This is a genomic window from Flavobacterium sp. RHBU_24 (genome assembly GCF_046613695.1).
In the GTDB taxonomy this organism is placed as follows: Bacteria; Bacteroidota; Bacteroidia; order Flavobacteriales; family Flavobacteriaceae; genus Flavobacterium.
This window is the reverse complement of sequence record NZ_JBKJHD010000015.1, coordinates 22,012-38,709: the sequence shown is the minus strand read 5'-3', so window position 1 is coordinate 38,709 and position 16,698 is coordinate 22,012. Positions and strand designations below refer to the sequence as shown.

Annotated in this window: 17 protein-coding genes; 9 read left to right on the top strand and 8 right to left on the bottom strand. The window is 45.7% G+C overall.

Going from position 1 to position 16,698, the window contains the following annotated elements; translation table 11 throughout:
- Positions 1-98 precede the first annotated feature (98 nt).
- The 4 genes from greA (at position 99) to ACLI09_RS13960 (ending at position 2,053) form a co-directional block, all read left to right on the top strand.
- Complete coding sequence (greA, locus tag ACLI09_RS13975; RefSeq protein ID WP_411420253.1) at positions 99-575, top strand: transcription elongation factor GreA; 477 nt, start codon at positions 99-101, stop codon at positions 573-575.
- Between the two features lie 14 nt (positions 576-589).
- Positions 590-979, top strand: a complete 390-nt coding sequence (locus ACLI09_RS13970; RefSeq protein ID WP_411420252.1) for an HIT family protein — start codon at positions 590-592, stop codon at positions 977-979.
- Between the two features lie 120 nt (positions 980-1,099).
- A complete protein-coding gene (locus ACLI09_RS13965; RefSeq protein ID WP_411420251.1) occupies positions 1,100-1,525 on the top strand; it encodes a lipocalin family protein in 426 nt (141 codons plus the stop codon).
- 108 nt (positions 1,526-1,633) lie between these two features.
- Positions 1,634-2,053, top strand: coding sequence for a lipocalin family protein (locus ACLI09_RS13960; protein ID WP_411420250.1), 420 nt, complete (start codon positions 1,634-1,636; stop codon positions 2,051-2,053).
- A gap of 64 nt (positions 2,054-2,117) precedes the next feature.
- Here ACLI09_RS13960 and ACLI09_RS13955 read toward each other — a convergent pair whose 3' ends face one another.
- Positions 2,118-3,263, bottom strand: a complete 1,146-nt coding sequence (locus tag ACLI09_RS13955; protein WP_411420249.1) for a sensor histidine kinase — start codon at positions 3,261-3,263, stop codon at positions 2,118-2,120.
- A 159-nt stretch (positions 3,264-3,422) separates the two neighbouring features.
- On the opposite strand from ACLI09_RS13955, the gene ACLI09_RS13950 reads away from it, so the two are divergent.
- The 3 genes from ACLI09_RS13950 (at position 3,423) to ACLI09_RS13940 (ending at position 5,609) form a co-directional block, all read left to right on the top strand.
- Positions 3,423-4,304, top strand: a complete 882-nt coding sequence (locus ACLI09_RS13950) for a flavin reductase family protein (RefSeq protein ID WP_411420248.1) — start codon at positions 3,423-3,425, stop codon at positions 4,302-4,304.
- Between the two features lie 53 nt (positions 4,305-4,357).
- Positions 4,358-4,852, top strand: a complete 495-nt coding sequence (locus ACLI09_RS13945; RefSeq protein WP_411420247.1) for a DUF3127 domain-containing protein — start codon at positions 4,358-4,360, stop codon at positions 4,850-4,852.
- Between the two features lie 181 nt (positions 4,853-5,033).
- A complete protein-coding gene (locus ACLI09_RS13940) occupies positions 5,034-5,609 on the top strand; it encodes a heavy-metal-associated domain-containing protein (RefSeq protein WP_411420246.1) in 576 nt (191 codons plus the stop codon).
- A 73-nt stretch (positions 5,610-5,682) separates the two neighbouring features.
- Here ACLI09_RS13940 and ACLI09_RS13935 read toward each other — a convergent pair whose 3' ends face one another.
- Positions 5,683-6,597 (bottom strand): DUF6607 family protein, encoded by a 915-nt coding sequence (locus ACLI09_RS13935; RefSeq protein WP_411420245.1) that lies wholly within the window; start codon positions 6,595-6,597, stop codon positions 5,683-5,685.
- 96 nt (positions 6,598-6,693) lie between these two features.
- On the opposite strand from ACLI09_RS13935, the gene ACLI09_RS13930 reads away from it, so the two are divergent.
- Both ACLI09_RS13930 and ACLI09_RS13925 read left to right on the top strand, forming a co-directional pair.
- Positions 6,694-8,766 carry a TonB-dependent receptor plug domain-containing protein gene (locus ACLI09_RS13930; protein ID WP_411420244.1) on the top strand — a complete coding sequence of 691 codons (2,073 nt, stop codon included), beginning with the start codon at positions 6,694-6,696 and terminating at the stop codon, positions 8,764-8,766.
- A 22-nt stretch (positions 8,767-8,788) separates the two neighbouring features.
- Complete coding sequence (locus ACLI09_RS13925; RefSeq protein ID WP_411420243.1) at positions 8,789-9,415, top strand: HmuY family protein; 627 nt, start codon at positions 8,789-8,791, stop codon at positions 9,413-9,415.
- A 170-nt stretch (positions 9,416-9,585) separates the two neighbouring features.
- Here the strand turns inward: ACLI09_RS13925 and ACLI09_RS13920 are convergent, their stop codons facing one another.
- From ACLI09_RS13920 to ACLI09_RS13895, 6 genes are all read right to left on the bottom strand, one after another.
- The gene (locus tag ACLI09_RS13920) at positions 9,586-11,442 is read right to left on the bottom strand and encodes a tetratricopeptide repeat protein (RefSeq protein ID WP_411420242.1); all 1,857 of its coding nucleotides are present in this window, start codon (positions 11,440-11,442) and stop codon (positions 9,586-9,588) included.
- Positions 11,443-11,520: 78 nt separating this feature from the next.
- Positions 11,521-11,997, bottom strand: a complete 477-nt coding sequence (locus ACLI09_RS13915) for a regulatory protein RecX (protein WP_411420241.1) — start codon at positions 11,995-11,997, stop codon at positions 11,521-11,523.
- A 99-nt stretch (positions 11,998-12,096) separates the two neighbouring features.
- Entirely contained in the window at positions 12,097-13,965 is a 1,869-nt protein-coding gene (locus ACLI09_RS13910) for an OmpA family protein (protein WP_411420240.1), read from the bottom strand.
- A 157-nt stretch (positions 13,966-14,122) separates the two neighbouring features.
- Positions 14,123-14,785 (bottom strand): ribulose-phosphate 3-epimerase, encoded by a 663-nt coding sequence (gene rpe, locus ACLI09_RS13905; RefSeq protein WP_411420239.1) that lies wholly within the window; start codon positions 14,783-14,785, stop codon positions 14,123-14,125.
- A 72-nt stretch (positions 14,786-14,857) separates the two neighbouring features.
- Positions 14,858-15,856, bottom strand: a complete 999-nt coding sequence (gene gap / locus ACLI09_RS13900; protein WP_411420238.1) for a type I glyceraldehyde-3-phosphate dehydrogenase — start codon at positions 15,854-15,856, stop codon at positions 14,858-14,860.
- A 246-nt stretch (positions 15,857-16,102) separates the two neighbouring features.
- Positions 16,103-16,648: a GNAT family N-acetyltransferase gene (locus ACLI09_RS13895; RefSeq protein WP_411420237.1), complete on the bottom strand. Its 546-nt coding sequence runs from the start codon at positions 16,646-16,648 to the stop codon at positions 16,103-16,105.
- Between the last annotated feature and the right edge of the window lie 50 nt (positions 16,649-16,698).

Sequence of the window (16,698 nt, the reverse complement as noted above, 5' to 3'; positions counted from 1 at the left end):
TAGCAGAATAAAAAACAGGTTTAATAAAAATATATTATCTTTGAATAAAGAAATCCCGCGCTGTTGGGATTTTTTCTATTTATATAAACGACGAAGTTATGAGTACAGTATCGTATTACACCGCAGAGGGGTTAAAAAAATTGAGGGATGAGCTGGACCAGCTAAAAAGCATAGAACGCCCTAAAGCCAGTGCGGCCATAGCCGAGGCAAGGGATAAGGGCGACCTTTCTGAAAATGCAGAGTATGACGCCGCGAAAGAGGCCCAGGGCCTGCTGGAACTTAAAATATCTAAGATGGAAGAGCTGGTGTCTAATGCCCGCCTTATAGATGAATCGCAGTTAGATCTTTCTAAGGCATTGGTGCTTAGTACCGTAAAAATAAAAAACCAGGCAAACGGCACTACCATGACCTATACGCTTGTAGCAGAAAGCGAAGCCGACCTTAAGTCAGGCAAAATATCGGTTACATCGCCCATAGGCAAAGGCCTTTTAGGCAAATCAGTAGGGGAAGTGGCCGAAATAACAGTGCCAAACGGCACCCTTAAGTTTGAAGTACTTGAAATATCAAGGGCATAATTATACATACTCCCATGAGCACCATATTTACTAAAATTATAAACGGCGAAATACCGGCCTACAAAATAACCGAAGACGACCGCTACCTGGCGTTTTTAGATGTTAACCCCAATGCTAAGGGGCACACGCTGTGCATACCCAAGCAGGAGGTAAACAAAATTTTTGATATGGACGAGGAAGATTACCTGGGCCTGATGCGGTTTAGCCGTAAGGTAGCCATAGCGCTCGAAAAAGCTGTACCGTGCAAAAGAGTGGGCGTTGCCGTGGTAGGATTAGAGGTGCCGCACGTGCATGTGCACCTTATACCGCTAAATACTATGGACGAAATGCGCTTTATTGATAAGGTAACGTTATCAAAAGATGAATTTGAAGCACTGGCGAAACAAATAAGTGCAAATTTATAGCCACAATTGTGATAAAACCGTAAAAAGCCGGCATAGCCGGCTTTTTTGTTTGCTTTTGTGCAAAATAGATATAGATTTGCGGTAGATATTACTAACCAATTTTTTTAATTCAAACTAACCATGAAAAAAATTCTTGGCCTTGCTATGGCCGCAGCCCTTCTTATGTCGTGTTCAGATGATGACAAAGGATCTTCAGTAGACATGTCTAAACTTACAGCCGGTAAGTGGTATTACAGCAGTTCTAAAACTGTAGCCGCAGGGCAGGAACTTTCAAATGAAGTGTATGATCACGATTGTGCTACATCAAAAGATTATGTTACTTACACGGCCGGGGTGTATACTGATGTATACCACTACAGCGACTGCGAAGCGGATTCAGATGTAGGAACGTATACCGTAAGTGGTAATACAGTTACTACTGTTCTTGATGGTACTACTGATGTTGCTACTGTAGAAACACTTGATGCAAGCACGCTTGTTTTAAAGTATCAGGAAACATTAAACGGTGTTACCTTTACAACTACTGATACGTATAAATCTAACTAATAGGTTTGTAAAAAATTACTGAAAAGGGCAAAGCTGTTTGGTTTTGCCCTTTTTTGTTTTCTCTAATTTTATACTTTTGCGGTAGTGACAACTAAATAAAAACCAACCATGAAAAAACTATTAGGCCTTGCTATGGCGGTGTTACTATTCGCATCATGCTCTGATGATAACAATAATGAACCTGCAGTTGATGTATCTAAACTAACCTCTGGCAAGTGGTTTCGCAGCAGTACAAGATACCCTGACAATGGCCAGATGTACCTTCATGATAACTTGTGCCCTACTTCTCGGGATTACGTAGTTTTTAACACCGATGGCACGATTACATCTGTATACTATTTCGAAGATTGTATTTTTCATTCCGATAATTCGGGTACCTATACCTTAGTGGGGAAAAGGCTTACCATCGGCGGTTCAGAATCTCTCATAATAACAAAACTCACATCTTCCACCCTTGTAGTTTCAGGATATGATATGGACGGAGATGGTGTAAGCAGTAATAGTATCGAATTTACTTATACAAGGTAGTCAATTATATTGCTATCCCAACCTTGTTCTGATGGCAAAGCTGTTTAGTTTTGCCCTTTTTTATTTACACCTTTTGCAGGCTTACCTGCATGGTAGTACCTTTGCCCAGCTCGCTGTGGGCGACCTTAATGCGGCCCTTGTGGTACTCTACCACGATACGCTTGGTAAGCGATAATCCCAGGCCCCAGCCGCGCCGCTTGGTGGTAAACCCGGGTTCAAACACCTTACGGAACTGTGCCTTGGGTATGCCCTTGCCGGTATCGGTTACTTTTATTTTTACATAGGTTTCGCGCTCCTCTATGCTCACGTCAAGGCTACCCTTGCCCTTCATGGCATCAATGGCGTTTTTTACAAGGTTCTCTATTGTCCAGCTGTGCAGTTCGGGGTTAAGCAGTACCGGCACCGGGTGTTTTGGCGCGTTAAAAGTAAAGGCTACCTGTTTGCTCGCCCTGCTTTTAAGGTACTCAAACGAGCGCTCGGTCTCGGCCACTATGTCGCGTTCCTCCAGCAGCGGCTCGCTGCCTATCTTGCTAAAGCGGTCGGCTATGGTTTGCAGGCGCAGTACATCTTTTTCTATCTCACTTACGGTGGTTTCATCTACATCATCGGCCCGCATTATCTCTATCCACCCTAAAAGTGATGATAATGGCGTGCCTATCTGGTGTGCGGTTTCCTTAGCCATACCGGCCCACAGGCGGTTTTGGGCGCCTGCCTTGGTAGCCCGGTAAAAGTTATAGATAACCGCGCCAAAAAGCAGTATTATAATAGCCAGGGCCAGGGGGTAGTACTTAAGTATCTCCAGTAAAAAAGAATTGCCGTAATAGGCATACTGAAATTCGCCCGGCAGGTATTCTATAGCCAGCTTGTTTTCGCCCGACTTAAGTTCGTCCAGCAGCGTGTAGGCCTGTACCGAGTCTTTCATTACGCGGTCGTCTATATTACGCCAGGAGCTTATTTTTCCCTCACTGTCGGTAAGTATTATGGGTATGGTAGTGTTGTTGTTTATAATGGTACTAAGGGCTATAAGCGCCTTGCCGTCTGCCTCGGGCAGCGACTCGGTGGCGTTTGCCCACAGCTCCATCTTGGTACGCTCCTCCTCTTTAAATATCTGGAACAGGTAGTAGGTGTTCCAGATGATAAAAACCACCGTTAAAAATGAACCTCCTATAATAATCCAGCGGGTTAAAGCCCTCTTGTCGGTAATTTGCATACAACGTTATTTACGCCCTAAAGATAGTAAAAGTATAGGTGTTGTAAGGCGGGTTACAATAACGGCAAAAATGCCGCCTTTATTTTATTAACAACCTGCGTTAAATACTACAACGCTTTAGTTAGAAAAAGTATCTTTGCTAAAACACACACAATATAGATGCTTACCATAGACCCGAAAGAAACCCCTACGCCTAAGCTCCATGGTTATTTGCAGGGTGCGGTAGGGCCCAGGCCCATAGCGCTTGCCAGTACGGTAGATAAAGACGGGGTGCCTAACCTCTCACCCTTTAGTTTTTTTAACCTGTTCAGCACTAACCCGCCCATACTTATTTTTTCGCCGTCGCGAAGGGTGAGGGACAACACGGTAAAACACACGCTGCTGAACGCGGAATTAAACAGGGAAGTGGTTATTAACGTGGTAAATTTTGACATGGTAGAGCAAACCTCGCTAAGCAGTACGGAGTATGCTGCCGGGGTTAACGAATTTGAAAAAGCCGGCTTTACCATGCTGCCCAGCCATATGGTGGCCCCGCCACGCGTGGCCGGGGCCCCGGTGCAGTTTGAGTGCCGTGTAAATGAAATTATTTCGCTGGGAAATGAAGGCGGCGCCGGTAACCTGGTGCTGTGCGAGGTGCTTAAAATGCATATAGATGAAAGCATACTCGACCAAAACGGCGCGATAGACCAGTATAAGATAGACCTGGTTTCGCGGCTGGGTGGTAACTGGTACTCACGCTCGCGCGAGGGGCTTTTTGAAGTAGAAAAACCACTTACCACGCTGGGTATAGGTGTAGATGCCATACCGGATTATATAAAGCAAAGCCCTGTTTTTAATGGGAATGACCTTGGCAGGCTGGGCAATACCCAAACCTTGCCTACCGATGAAGAAATAGCTATATTTGTAGAAGGGAGCTTTGAGGCAAAAGCGCTTTTAAGCGGTGATGATGAGGAGAAGAAGCTGCGCCGCGCCAAGCAATACCTTGACGATAATGAGGTGGCTACCGCATGGAAGCTGCTGCTTGCAAAAAAAGATTTTTAAATAGTAGATAGTAACGATTGCTGCCTGTGTGGCAGAAAAAACAAAACAAAATTATGGAAGTTTCAGGAAGGATCAGGATGATTGACGAAACCAAGGCTTTTGGGGCAAACGGTTTCAGGAAAAGGGAATTGGTAATTACCACAGATGAGCAATACCCGCAGCACATAATGATAGAATTTACCCAGGACAAGTGCGACCTGCTAAACAACTACCAGGTGGGCGAGCCCGTAAAAGTTTCTATTAACCTTAGGGGCCGTGAGTGGGTAAACCCACAGGGCGAAACAAAATATTTTAACGCCATACAGGGCTGGAGGATAGAAAGGGGCGGCGACGCGCCACAGCAGGGTTACCAGCAGGCACCGCAAGGCTACCAGCAGGCGCCGCAGCAGGGCTATGGCCAGCCGCAACAAGGTGGATACCAGCAGCCGCAGCAAAATTACGGACAGGCACCGCAGCAAAATTACGGACAGCAGCCTGCAGCACCTAAAGACGCTTTTGAACCGGCGAACCACTATAAGGAAGAAGACCACGACGATTTGCCGTTCTAAATCCGGTAAAGCATTATATAGAGGTCCCGGGGTTTTGCCCCGGGATTTTTTTTTGGCAGCAAGGATACGACAGCATTTTTTGCAGCGAAAAAACGGCGGCGTGTTTTTACAATCCATTGTGTTTTTAATTACATTTGTAACCTGATTATAATACACTTATTAATTTAAAAAGTATACCGATATGAATTTTGCAAAAAAACTTTCGCTTATAGCTGCTGCTGCCCTGGTATTTGCCAGCTGTAAAGACACCGCTAAAGACGGTACTATAGAAACCAATGAACAACTGGTTACAGACAGCGCCCAGGTAAAGGAAACCGCGGCAAATGCTAAAACCGAAACCACTACCTTTAAAATTGACGGCATGACCTGCCCGATGGGCTGCGCCAAAACCATAGAGCAAAAACTAAGCGATATGGAAGGGGTAGAAGATGCCAAGGTAGACTTTGACAGCAAAACCGCTACCATTTCTTTTGACCCTGCCGTGCAAACACCCGAAACCTTTGTGCAAACCGTTGAGAAAATTGCCGATGGCGCTTATAAGGTATCTGATGTAAAAACGTCTGGCGATAAAGCGTTTTTTGATGCAAAGGCTTTTGGCGATAAAGACAAAGGCAAAAAGAAAAAAGCGGCAAAAGAAAGCAAAGCCGACAAAAAGGCTACCGCTACTGAAGGCTGTGCCAAAGATAAAAAGGCAGGCTGCTGCTCAGGCCACACCGAAGCTAAAAAATCATGCCACGCAGAAGGCGGCAGCATCTAAATTTTTTTACAATACAGCATTAAAAAAGCAGCCTGTTAAGGGCTGCTTTTTTTTGGATTAAACTCAACTCAAATTATTTGCTTACAATAAAGCTGTCAATAATTGTATCTACTTCTGCCTGTGTGGCATCGGGCTTAAGGTCAAACAGGTAAGAGTACAGCGTTTTGTTTTTAACCTTCGCGTTAAGCACAATGTCTTTATCCTTATCGGCTACCGTTTGCCATTTGGTACGCACTTTTTTCCAGAGTTCCTTGTTTTTAGCCCACCAGTTTTGCGCTATCAAGCATTTGCTGTCGGCCACTTTTTTATATTTATCAAGGCCTTTTTCCTGGGCAAGCACCACATCGTTTCCGTTATCGTCGCGCACCAGCTTATCGTTATCCTGCTCGTGAGACCAGCCATAGGGGGTTATGGCGTGTATGTTACGGCGTTTTAAAACATTATAATCCTTGCGTATGGTGTGCTCCCGGCGCGGCAGGGGCGCATCGGTTATGTTTGTCCATGATGTTACGCCATCTATATAGGCCCATGTAGCGGTACCTTCATAGCGCGGGCTGTCGTCTACCTGGTATACCTTTTGTGTCCACTGGCCTTTTACATCCTTCGCGTTTAGCTTTTTATATTTCCAGGTCTGGCCTTTATCATAAGCCAGCAACTCGGTGTTTTCATATATCCAGTCCTGGCGCCAGTGCTTTACAATATCGTCCGGCCCTTCGCCCACTATAAGCAGGTGCTGCAGTACCAGTTTGTTTGGGGTGTCTTCCACCAGTTCTACCCACTCCAGCGCATGCTCGTGCTTTGTAGGCGATTTTTGGTACCCGGCACTGTCTTTGGCATACGCAAAGGTTTCGGTAAAATTAAATTCCACTTCATAGCAGCCACACATCGATTTGATGGCCTTAATGTCTTCTTTTTTGTTTCCCTGGCTGCTGGCCGTAAGCGCGCACACTAAAGCCGTAACCGACAGGAGCATTTTTTTGTTCATCATGTTGTTATTTAAAGGTTGTAATAATCGGCTACAAAAATATTAATTTTATTTAGAACAAATAAAAATAGAAGTTATATTTGCAAAAAATAATTCATAATGCTTCTAAATAAATTTCTGGCTATAGGCATACCCCTGCTTTGTTTTGGCGCGTTTGCGCAGGAGCAAAAACAGGACAGCATAAAGCCGGAAGCCCTGCACGAAGTATTTATTACAGCAACCAGAACAAACCGCAACCTGCAATCGTTACCGCTGCCCGGCGCCGTTATCGACTCTGCCACCATAATGCGGGCGGGGGTAAACCGCCTTAGCGAACTACTGGCTGAGCAAACCGGCCTTGTAACCGTGCCTGATTTTGGCGGCGGCGAAGGCCTGCAGATGCAGGGGCTCGATTCGGCCTACACCCTTATACTTATAGACGGCGTACCCCTGGTGGGCCGCAGCGCCGGAACGTTTGACCTTAGCCGTATAACCGTGGGCAATATAGAGCGTATCGAAATTGTAAAAGGGGCATCGTCATCGCTATACGGCTCTGAAGCGCTGGCCGGGGTAATAAACATTATTACAAAAAAGCCTGAAAAAGAGGGTGTAAACGGGGCGGTGTCCTACCGTTACGGCGCATTTGAAACCCACGACGGCAACGCTACCCTGAACTTTAAAAGAAAAAAGCTTTACGGTACGGTGTTTGCCAACCATTTTGCCACAAATGGCTACGACCTGGTGAATACAGATGACACCAAGACCGTTGAAGCCTATAATAACACGACCTTGCAGCCCAAGGTGTTTTACGATTTTTCTGGCAACGTAAAACTTACCACCTCGGTGCGCCTGTTTAACCAAAAACAGGATTACAATCAAACGGTTGAAGGCATTTATTATACAGGTGATGCCGAAATTGATGAAGTAAACGCACAGCTACGCCTCGACCAAAAGTGGAGTAGTGGCTTTCGCACCGAATATGAACTGTATACCACAAATTACCAAACCCACCAATACCTGGAAAATTATAACGGCCAGCCCTATGATGAGGGCAATACGTTTTACAACCAGTGGCTTTTGCGCCCTGAATTTCGCGGCATGCTTAACCTGGGCAGGGGCCTGCTTACCACCGGTGTGGGCATGAATTATGAAACGCTGAACCGCTCTTATTTTGCAAACCGGGCCATATTCAACAGCCAGTATGTGTATACCCAATACGACTACAGTCCTACCGATAAATTAAATGTACTTGCCGGCGCGCGGTTTGACAACCACAACAGGTACAGCTCGCAGCTTAGCCCTAAGCTGGCCGTGCGCTATGACGTTAGCGGTAATTTTTCGCTAAAAACATCTATGGGCTACGGCTATAAGGCACCCGATTTCAGGCAATTGTATTTTGATTTTAACAATGCTGCGGTGGGCTATACGGTGCTGGGCTATAATGTTGCAGAGGAGAACCTTGATAAGCTGGAGGCACAGGGATTATTATCAAGCCGCCTGCCCCTGGATTTTAGCACCCCGCTTAAAGCCGAAAGTTCAGTAAATTACAATTTTGGCGGAAGCTATAAAAAGGGCAGTTTTAGCGCAGAGGGTAACCTTTTTTATAACACCATTTCAAACCTTATAGATACCCGTATAGTTGCCGATAAAACCAACGGCCAGAATGTATTTAGCTACTATAATGTAAACAAAGTGAATACCTACGGCCTTGAGGCCAATGCCACTTATAAGCTTGCCGGTGATTTTAGGGTTACGGCAGGCTACCAGTACCTTATTGCCAAAGACCCGGGGGTTATAGACAGGATTAAAGCAGGGGAGGAATATGCCGTTAACGGCTCCAGCGGCAGTGTACTGCTTAAAACTTCCGACTATTTTGGGCTGCCTAACCGTTCAAGGCATTCGGCTAACCTGAAACTGTACTATACCCTGCAGCCCTGGAAAACCGACTTTTCATTACGCGTTGTATACCGGAGCAAATACGGCCTTGCCAGTACAAACGGCAACGATTATATAGACAAGTATGACAATTTTGTAGCAGGGTATTTTATAGTAAACCTTTCGGCAATACAGCACATTGGCAAAAATTTCCTGGTACAGGCGGGGGCAAACAACCTGCTCGATTTTACAAACGAAGCCCAGATAAGCAACATTTCCGGGAGGCAGTGGTATGCTAAAGTACAGTACAACTTTTAATAATTAAACACACTATAAAACCATGAAAAATATTTTTATAACCGCGTTCCTGGCCGCATCGGCACTATTAGTTTCATCGTGCAGTGGTGATGACGATGTTGCCGCCCCCGCAGGCCCCCAGGCGGTAGAAACTGTAACCGTTAGCAACTTTTTTGCTAACCAGACCGGCGGCCAGGGCGGTGCTTCGGGCGGTAGTTTTGCCAAATTCAGCTTTTCGCAAAACGCTGCCGTTACCGGAGACGACTGGGATATTGCCTTTAGGGGTACCACACTGCTTATAAACGGCGGCGATAAAATAGGTATTGATGATGAGCCTGCGCGCACCGGTACCGGCGCGGCAAGTATTGTTACCGGTACGTATAATTCGGTAACACAGGTGCCCGCAACGGCCGTTTTTACACAGGATGGGCCGGATACTTATGCCATACCCATAGGCAGCGACAACGGATGGTATATTTATGACAGCACAAACCATTTGATAACCCCTAAGGCCGGCCGGATACTGCTTATAAAAACCCACGACGGAAAGTATGCAAAGATGGAGATACTAAGCTATTACCAAAATGCACCGGCTAATCCTACAATCGATTCGCCATCGCGCTACTTTACCTTTAAGTTTGCCTACCAGCCGGATGGCACTACATTTTAAACCACAAAACCATTATAGTTGGGCCTCCCTTGTGGGGGCTTTTTTGCATTTTTAAAGGCTATATATAGAATAGCGTATCATACAAAAGGAAGATATTTATTGGCGTACCCAATAAACACAAACGGTTTGCTACCTGTATAAATCTTGATTTAGCGGAATAGGATAATCGCCTACATCTCCATCAGCAGGCGCTCAAATTCCTCATCATCATTAATTTCCATTTTCTTTTTGATGCGGTATTTTTTGGTAATGGCGCTTTCGTGGCTTATCTGCAGCAGCGAGGCTATTTCTTTGTTGCTGAGGTTCAGTTTGAGGAGCGAGCAAAATTCTACATCATTTTTAGTGAGCTTGCTAAAGCGCATTTGCAGCGATGTGCCAAATTCCGGGTGAACATTGTTAAAGCGGGTTTCAAACTGCTTCCAGTAATCTTCCTGTTTGGCCAGCAGTTGCAGTTCCTTTTTCATATCTGCAATTTTATTTATTTCGCCGCTGCTGCACTTTTCTATTATCTGTGTTACCCCATCCTGAAAACTGGCCATACGCAGTGCCGTGCTGGCAAGTTCCCGCTGTTTTTCGTCAATTGTTTCGCGCTGGGCGTTTATCAGTTCCTGCTCATGCTGGTGTTGCTGCTGTATCATGTTTTTTTCGGCGGCCAGCGTTTTCAGCTCCTCATTTTGCAGGCGGTTTTTAAGGCGGAAGCTCCGCAATGCCAGCAATACCGTTATAATTATGCTCAGCGCACCTATAACATACAGCAGTGCCAGCGTACGTTCGGTTTTCAGGTCTTTTTCAAGCACTTTGTTGGTAGCTTCCAGCGACACGTTTTTTTCGCGCTGCAGTTCGGTCTGGAATTTTGCCTGTACCTCCCGTATGGCCATTTGACGCTCTGTAGCGGCTATAGAGTCTTTTAGCCTTATTGTTTCCTGGTAGGCTTTTATGGCAGCCTCGCTATTGTGAGCCCCGCTATAGGCATCGCCTACCGATTTTTTGTAGAGCATACGGTCTTCGTCAGGGCTGATACCAAACAGGCCTGACCCGTCTATACGGGCCACCATATCCAGCGACTGGCTGTAGTTTTTGTCCTGGTTAAGCAAATCAAGGTATTCTGATGCTATGCGTAAAGTGCGGTTAGATTTGGCTTCCAACAAAATATCGATACCCTTTTTATAGGCTGCGAGCGCCTGCGGGTGGTGCTTTAGGTTTTGCTCGGCATTACCCAGCTTGGCATAGCAAATGCCTATCATGCTTTTATCGCCAAATTCTTCAAGGCCCTTTATGGCTTCGGCAAGCGAATTTTTTGCGCCGTTATAATCGTCAACATGAATTTTTGCCTCCGCGAGGTTTACCAGCGTGAGGTAATAATTTTTCATTTGCCCCTGCCGTTTAAAATCCTTCAGGCACTCTGTATACAAATCTATGGCAAATTTAAAATTGCGCTGTGCCAGGTAGGTATTGGCCAGTTTTTGCTCCAGGGCTGGCAGTTTTTCCTGTTTTTTTTCTTTTTTCAGTATCTCAATGCCCTTAAGGAGGTAACCAATAGATTTTTCATAGTTAGACATGGTGTTGTACACACTGGCTATTTCGCCGTAATCTACCGCAATACCCACATTGTTTTTAATACGCCGGTTAATTTCGAGCGCCAGGTTAATGTGCGTTAATGCCGACTCAAAATCCCCTTTATTACGGTACCCTATGCTTAGGTTTTTAAGGCTGCCGGCCTTTAGCTCAGGATATTCTTCAAGATAGGAAATCGATTTTTTCTGGTAGTAGATAAGCGAATCGTTATTACCGCGCATACCGTAGTAAATGCCATAAATATTATACATGGCACCATAAACGCTGTCGTGTACAGACTGCTGCGCGAGTGTTTTTTTTATAATGGCAAGCGCACTGTCGGGCTGTATACTTACAAGTTTGCGCGCATTTTTTTCGGCTTTTGCAAAATCATAAGTGTTTTGGGCAAAAGCAAGTGTGCTGAACAACACAAGTATAAGGCTAAGGACGTATTTCATAATAGTATTATTCATGGTTAATAAAACACGGAATAATATTTTGCTAAATTAACAAAAAATCACGGTTTTATTAATCATACAAATAATTATTTGCTATTTGGATAACTCTTGTACCTTATCAAATATCAGGTTGCTTTCATAACCTTTGCGCAGTAGCGCGTCTAAAATCTTTTTTTTCTTTTTAAGCAACTGGGTTTCGCGGCTTATCTCCCACAGATGGCCCGCAAGTTCATTAAAGGTCGCTATATATTCTTCATCGTTTATCTCCTTAAGCGCAGCCTCAATGTTATACCGTGATATGCCCCGCAGCTTGAGTTCCTGAACTATGCGGCGGCGGCCCCACTTTTTAATGCGGAACTTACCCCTGGCAAACGCACGGGCATACCGCTCTTCGTTCAAAAAATTGTGTTCCAGCAGGTGGGCTATAATGGCATCAATGGCCTGCGGTATCATGTTAAGGCTTTTCAGTTTTTGAAGCACCTCTTCGTGGCAGCGTTCCTGGTAGGCACAGTAGCTTTCCAGTTTTTGGGTAGCCTGGGCTACGGTATACGATTTATAAAACTCGTTCATGCCATAAATGTAAAAAAAATCCCGTTTAATAAAACGGGATTTTTTTTACTCCCTCTGCGGGAAATATTTTTTTATAGATGCAGGGCAGCATCTGGTTATTTAGTTTTTTACTACTATAAAATCGGTACGGCGGTTTTGCGCGTGTTCCTCATCAGTACAGTTTTCGCCGCATTTAACCAGGGGCTCGCTTTCGCCGTAACCCTTACCCGAAATCCTTTCCGGTGCGATACCCTGCGAAATTACATACTGCACGGTAGCCCTTGCGCGCTCGTCGCTAAGCTTAAGGTTATACTCCTCGCTGCCGCGGGTATCGGTATGCGCCTTCAGGTCGATAACCATAGTAGGGTTTGTTTGCAATATCTGCACCAGCTTGTTAAGCTCGGTAGCGGCATCCTGGGTAATAAAGCTTTTGTTGAACTCAAAGTAAATGGGCTTAAGCAATACCTTGCCGTTTACAATAAGCTTGCTGAGGGGGGAGAGGTTTGCCGTAATATCTACCGTACCGCCTTTGCTGGATGGCAGCGTTACCATAGATGTTTCATAGCCCGTGGCATCGGCCTTCAGCTTAAAGGCTTTATTACAGTCTACACTATAGGTTAATACCCCATCTGCCGATGTTTCGCGGGTTTCTATCACATTATTCTTTTCGTCTAATATCGCTACTTTAGCGGCAGGTATAATTTTACCGGTTACTTCGTCCTTAACGGTAACCACGGCTTCTACGCCACATACGGGTATGGCCAGGTACAGGTTGTCCTTCCCGGCTTTGTTGCTGCTAAAAAAGCCTATGTTCTGGGTGGTGTTAAAGGTAAACGCAAAATCATCCTGTGCCGAGTTTACGGGCTGCCCCACATTTAAAGCCTCGCCGTTGTGCACCAGGTCTATCATAAAAATATCGAGCGCGCCAAAGCCCTTGCGTCCGTCTGATGCAAAAAACAGCTTGCCGTCATCGCTTATAGAAGGAAAGTTTTCGCGGCCTTCAGTATTAATTTTAGGGCCCAGGTTTTCGGGTTCGCCATAGCTGTTGGGGCCTTTAACGGCTACCTTCCATATATCGGTACTGCCTCCCATGGCGCCTTTGCGGTTACTGGCAAAGTACAATGTTTTGCCATCCTTGCTTATGGCCGGGTTGCCGGTGCTCCAGGTTTTCCCGTTAAAGGGCAGGGGTTTTATATTGGTCCATTTACCGTCTTTCTTTTCGGCACGAAACAGGTGTATCAGGCCGGTGCGCTGGCCTGAATCGTCTTTCTCAAAGGTGCCGTTTACATAGCTTTCGCTCGAAAAATACATCACGTTGCCATCGCCGGTTACCGCTGCCGGGCCGTCGTGCCACTTAGAGTTAATATCGGTTATGGCTACGGGTTCGCCCAGCTGGCCGTTGCTGTAAGCAGCGCTGTACATATCAAGGTAAGGCTCTTCGTTACGGCCGTATTTTTTACGTAAAACATTACGCGAGCTGGCAAAGTAAAAGGTATTGTCATTAGCCAGTATACCACCAAAGTCGGCATACTTTTCGTCGTTTATGGCCAGTATTTTTTCGTCATACAGCTTTACCTGGCTGCGCAGCTTGGGCAGGTAGTCAGGATCCTGGTTAAAGGTTACCGCACGCTGGTCGGCCGGGGCCAGCTTTGCAAACTTTTGCATCTGGGTATTCGCCTCTTCATATTTACCTTCGGCTTTCAGCATCTGCGCGTAGCGAAAATAGCTTTCCGCATCGGGCTTTGCTTCTACCAATTTGGCATACCATTTTACGGCTTCTTTAGAGTTAAATACATTAAAGTAGCTATCGGCAAGCTGCTTGTAAACATAAGGGTCTTTTTTCTTTTGGGCCAGCTTAAGGTATTCCTTGGCCGCATCAACATATTCAAAACGCGCAAACAGCTTATCGGCTGCCTCGGTTTCCTTAGTTTGCGCAAAAGATGCATTAGCGGCAAAAAGCAGCGCCAGGGCTATATAAAGGCTTTTCATATTTTTGTTTTTAATCGTTGGTTTACGCGGAGGCTAAAGGTAAAAAAAAATATGAATTAACGTTTATTTAAGAAAATAAATTACAGTTAAGCAAGTAGAAAGTATAAAAGTGGTAAAGTCAACAGCAAAACCAATAAACCTATAAAAAAACCCGCTCTTAAAAGCAGGTTTGTTGTTTTAATTTGGCTACCGTCTCTACAGGGTCATTGGCCCGGAACACGTAGTTGCCCGCCACCAGCACATCGGCACCGGCCTCTACCAGCTGCACGGCATTCTTGTCGCTTACCCCGCCGTCTACCTCTATAAGGGTGCTCGCGTTGTTGCGCACTATAATTTCTTTAAGGGTGCTTATTTTATCATAGGTACGCTCTATAAAGCTCTGCCCGCCAAAGCCAGGGTTAACGCTCATAATGCACACCACGCCTATATCGTTAATTACATCTTCCAGCAGGTGTACGGGTGTGTGCGGGTTTAGCGCCACGCCTGCTGTCATTCCTTCTGCCTTTATGGCCTGCAGTGTGCGGTGCAGGTGGGTGCAGGCCTCATAATGCACGGTAAGGTTATTAGCTCCCAGCTGGGCGAAGGTCTTAATATAAGGGTCGGGGTTTACAATCATCAGGTGCACATCGATGGTTTTTTTTGCATGGCGCGCAATGGCCTCCAGCACCGGCATCCCAAAGGATATGTTCGGCACAAAAACGCCGTCCATAATGTCTACATGAAACCAGTCGGCGGCACTGTTATTTATCATTTCCACGTCGCGCTGCAGGTTAGCAAAATCTGCCGAAAGCACTGAAGGGGCAATTAATGTGTTTTTCATTACCGTGTGTGTTGTTTTTAGTAGCAAAGATAAGATTTAGCGAGGTATGTACAAGTTTTTGGCAGGGGAAACCTATCGGCTTACATAGGTTATCAAATCGATAATCCGCGACGAATACCCTATCTCATTGTCATACCAGCCCACTACCTTAACCATTTTATCTATAACCGACGTAAGCAGCGCATCAAAAAGGCACGAGTTGCGGTTACCTATCACGTCTACCGATACTATAGGGTCTTCGGTATACGCTAAAATGCCTTTTAGCGGGCCGTCGGCAGCGGCTTTAAAGGCGGCGTTAATCTGCTCGATCGAAACTTCCTTGCGCACATAGCAGGTAATGTCAGTAAGCGAGCCATCAGGCACGGGCACGCGTATGCCGCCGCCGCCTATTTTGCCCACAAATTCCGGGAAAATCTTGGTCAGCGCCTTGGCAGCCCCGGTTGTGGTGGGCACTATACTTTGCGACGCGGCACGGGCACGGCGCAGGTCTTTGTGTGGCTGGTCGTGCAGGCTCTGGTCGGTAGTATACGAGTGCACGGTGGTAATATAGGCCTGCTCTATACCGCACAGCTCATTGATGATTTTCATCATCGGCGCGGCGTTGTTTGTGGTACAGCTGGCGTTGCTAATTATGGTTTCGGTACCGTCCAGTATGTGTTCGTTTACGCCTAACACCACGGTCTTGATGCGGTCGTCTTCAGGCGGGGCAGAGAGTATCACCTTTTTGGCTCCTGAATCTATATGCTGCTGGGCGTCATCAAGGGTTTTGAACCTTCCGGTTGACTCTATAACAATATCTACATCATGCGCCGCCCAGTTGATATCTGCAACGTTTTTCTGCCGGATATAAGGGTAGGGGATGCCGTTTATTAAAATAGATTCTTCGGTATGCGAAACTTCAAAAGGCAGCACGCCGTGTATACTGTCGTATTTTATAAGATGCGCCATAGTGCGGGCATCGGCAATGTCGTTTATGGCAACCACTTTGATAGTGGGGTGGTTTAAGAGCAGCCGGAACAGGTTGCGGCCTATGCGCCCAAAACCGTTGATGGCTATTTGTGTTTTTTTCATTTTTTCTGTAGAAAAATAAGGACTCAAAGGTACTAAATTAAGGATTAGATTATGCCTGAATATTTTTACAACAAGGTCCGCAAAGATTTTCACAATGCGCACAAAGAACACCGCTTTTAGCGGAAGGACACAAAGTTTTACTTCGTCAGTTCGGTCTTCGTCCTCGGGTGTGTACTAATGGTGTACTTTATAACCGAACAGCTTAGTGTTCTTAGTGAAACCTTTGTGCCTTTGTGGTAAAATTTCCTAAATTAAATTATATTCCCATTTCAGCAGCGAAAACATAACTGAATCTTCCATTACGCCATTCACCAGGTAATGCTCGCGCAAAAGGCCTTCCTGCACAAATCCGAATTTTAAAAGCATATTAATGCTGGCCATATTATCGGTAGCGGTCATGGCCTCTATGCGGTGCAGGTTCATCTCGTTAAAACCGTAGGGAATAATAGTGTTTAGCGCTTCGGTCATGATGCCCTGTTGTTTATAGGCATCGGAGTGCAGGCCATAGAACATTTCGGCGCGGTTATGGTCGGTATACCAGGTGTGGTAGCCGCAATAGCCTATAACCTTGCTCGTACTTTTATCGGCCAGCATAAAATATAAAATTGACTTATTAAAGGTAGTAAGCCCGTTAGTATGCCTGTAACGCTCTTTTTCCATCGCTTCGGGAGCGGTGTACCCAAAGAACTCCATAAGTTGCCAATCCGCATAACTGGCAAAAATATAGTCCAGCACCTGCGGGGTAACGAGGGTAAGGGTAAGGCGCTCGGTATGTAGTTGTGGGATTTGCAAGGTGGTTTTATAATGATGAAGCCAAACGTATATCCATATCGGCACGGTGC

What these genes read in the sequence shown, in the direction of transcription:
- greA (WP_411420253.1), top strand. Translation starts at nt 99, where the DNA reads ATGAGTACAGTATCGTATTACACCGCAGAGGGGTTAAAAAAATTGAGG.
- ACLI09_RS13970 (WP_411420252.1), top strand. Translation starts at nt 590, where the DNA reads ATGAGCACCATATTTACTAAAATTATAAACGGCGAAATACCGGCCTAC.
- ACLI09_RS13965 (WP_411420251.1), top strand. Translation starts at nt 1,100, where the DNA reads ATGAAAAAAATTCTTGGCCTTGCTATGGCCGCAGCCCTTCTTATGTCG.
- ACLI09_RS13960 (WP_411420250.1), top strand. Translation starts at nt 1,634, where the DNA reads ATGAAAAAACTATTAGGCCTTGCTATGGCGGTGTTACTATTCGCATCA.
- ACLI09_RS13955 (WP_411420249.1), bottom strand. Translation starts at nt 3,263, where the DNA reads ATGCAAATTACCGACAAGAGGGCTTTAACCCGCTGGATTATTATAGGA.
- ACLI09_RS13950 (WP_411420248.1), top strand. Translation starts at nt 3,423, where the DNA reads ATGCTTACCATAGACCCGAAAGAAACCCCTACGCCTAAGCTCCATGGT.
- ACLI09_RS13945 (WP_411420247.1), top strand. Translation starts at nt 4,358, where the DNA reads ATGGAAGTTTCAGGAAGGATCAGGATGATTGACGAAACCAAGGCTTTT.
- ACLI09_RS13940 (WP_411420246.1), top strand. Translation starts at nt 5,034, where the DNA reads ATGAATTTTGCAAAAAAACTTTCGCTTATAGCTGCTGCTGCCCTGGTA.
- ACLI09_RS13935 (WP_411420245.1), bottom strand. Translation starts at nt 6,597, where the DNA reads ATGATGAACAAAAAAATGCTCCTGTCGGTTACGGCTTTAGTGTGCGCG.
- ACLI09_RS13930 (WP_411420244.1), top strand. Translation starts at nt 6,694, where the DNA reads ATGCTTCTAAATAAATTTCTGGCTATAGGCATACCCCTGCTTTGTTTT.
- ACLI09_RS13925 (WP_411420243.1), top strand. Translation starts at nt 8,789, where the DNA reads ATGAAAAATATTTTTATAACCGCGTTCCTGGCCGCATCGGCACTATTA.
- ACLI09_RS13920 (WP_411420242.1), bottom strand. Translation starts at nt 11,442, where the DNA reads ATGAATAATACTATTATGAAATACGTCCTTAGCCTTATACTTGTGTTG.
- ACLI09_RS13915 (WP_411420241.1), bottom strand. Translation starts at nt 11,997, where the DNA reads ATGAACGAGTTTTATAAATCGTATACCGTAGCCCAGGCTACCCAAAAA.
- ACLI09_RS13910 (WP_411420240.1), bottom strand. Translation starts at nt 13,965, where the DNA reads ATGAAAAGCCTTTATATAGCCCTGGCGCTGCTTTTTGCCGCTAATGCA.
- rpe (WP_411420239.1), bottom strand. Translation starts at nt 14,785, where the DNA reads ATGAAAAACACATTAATTGCCCCTTCAGTGCTTTCGGCAGATTTTGCT.
- gap (WP_411420238.1), bottom strand. Translation starts at nt 15,856, where the DNA reads ATGAAAAAAACACAAATAGCCATCAACGGTTTTGGGCGCATAGGCCGC.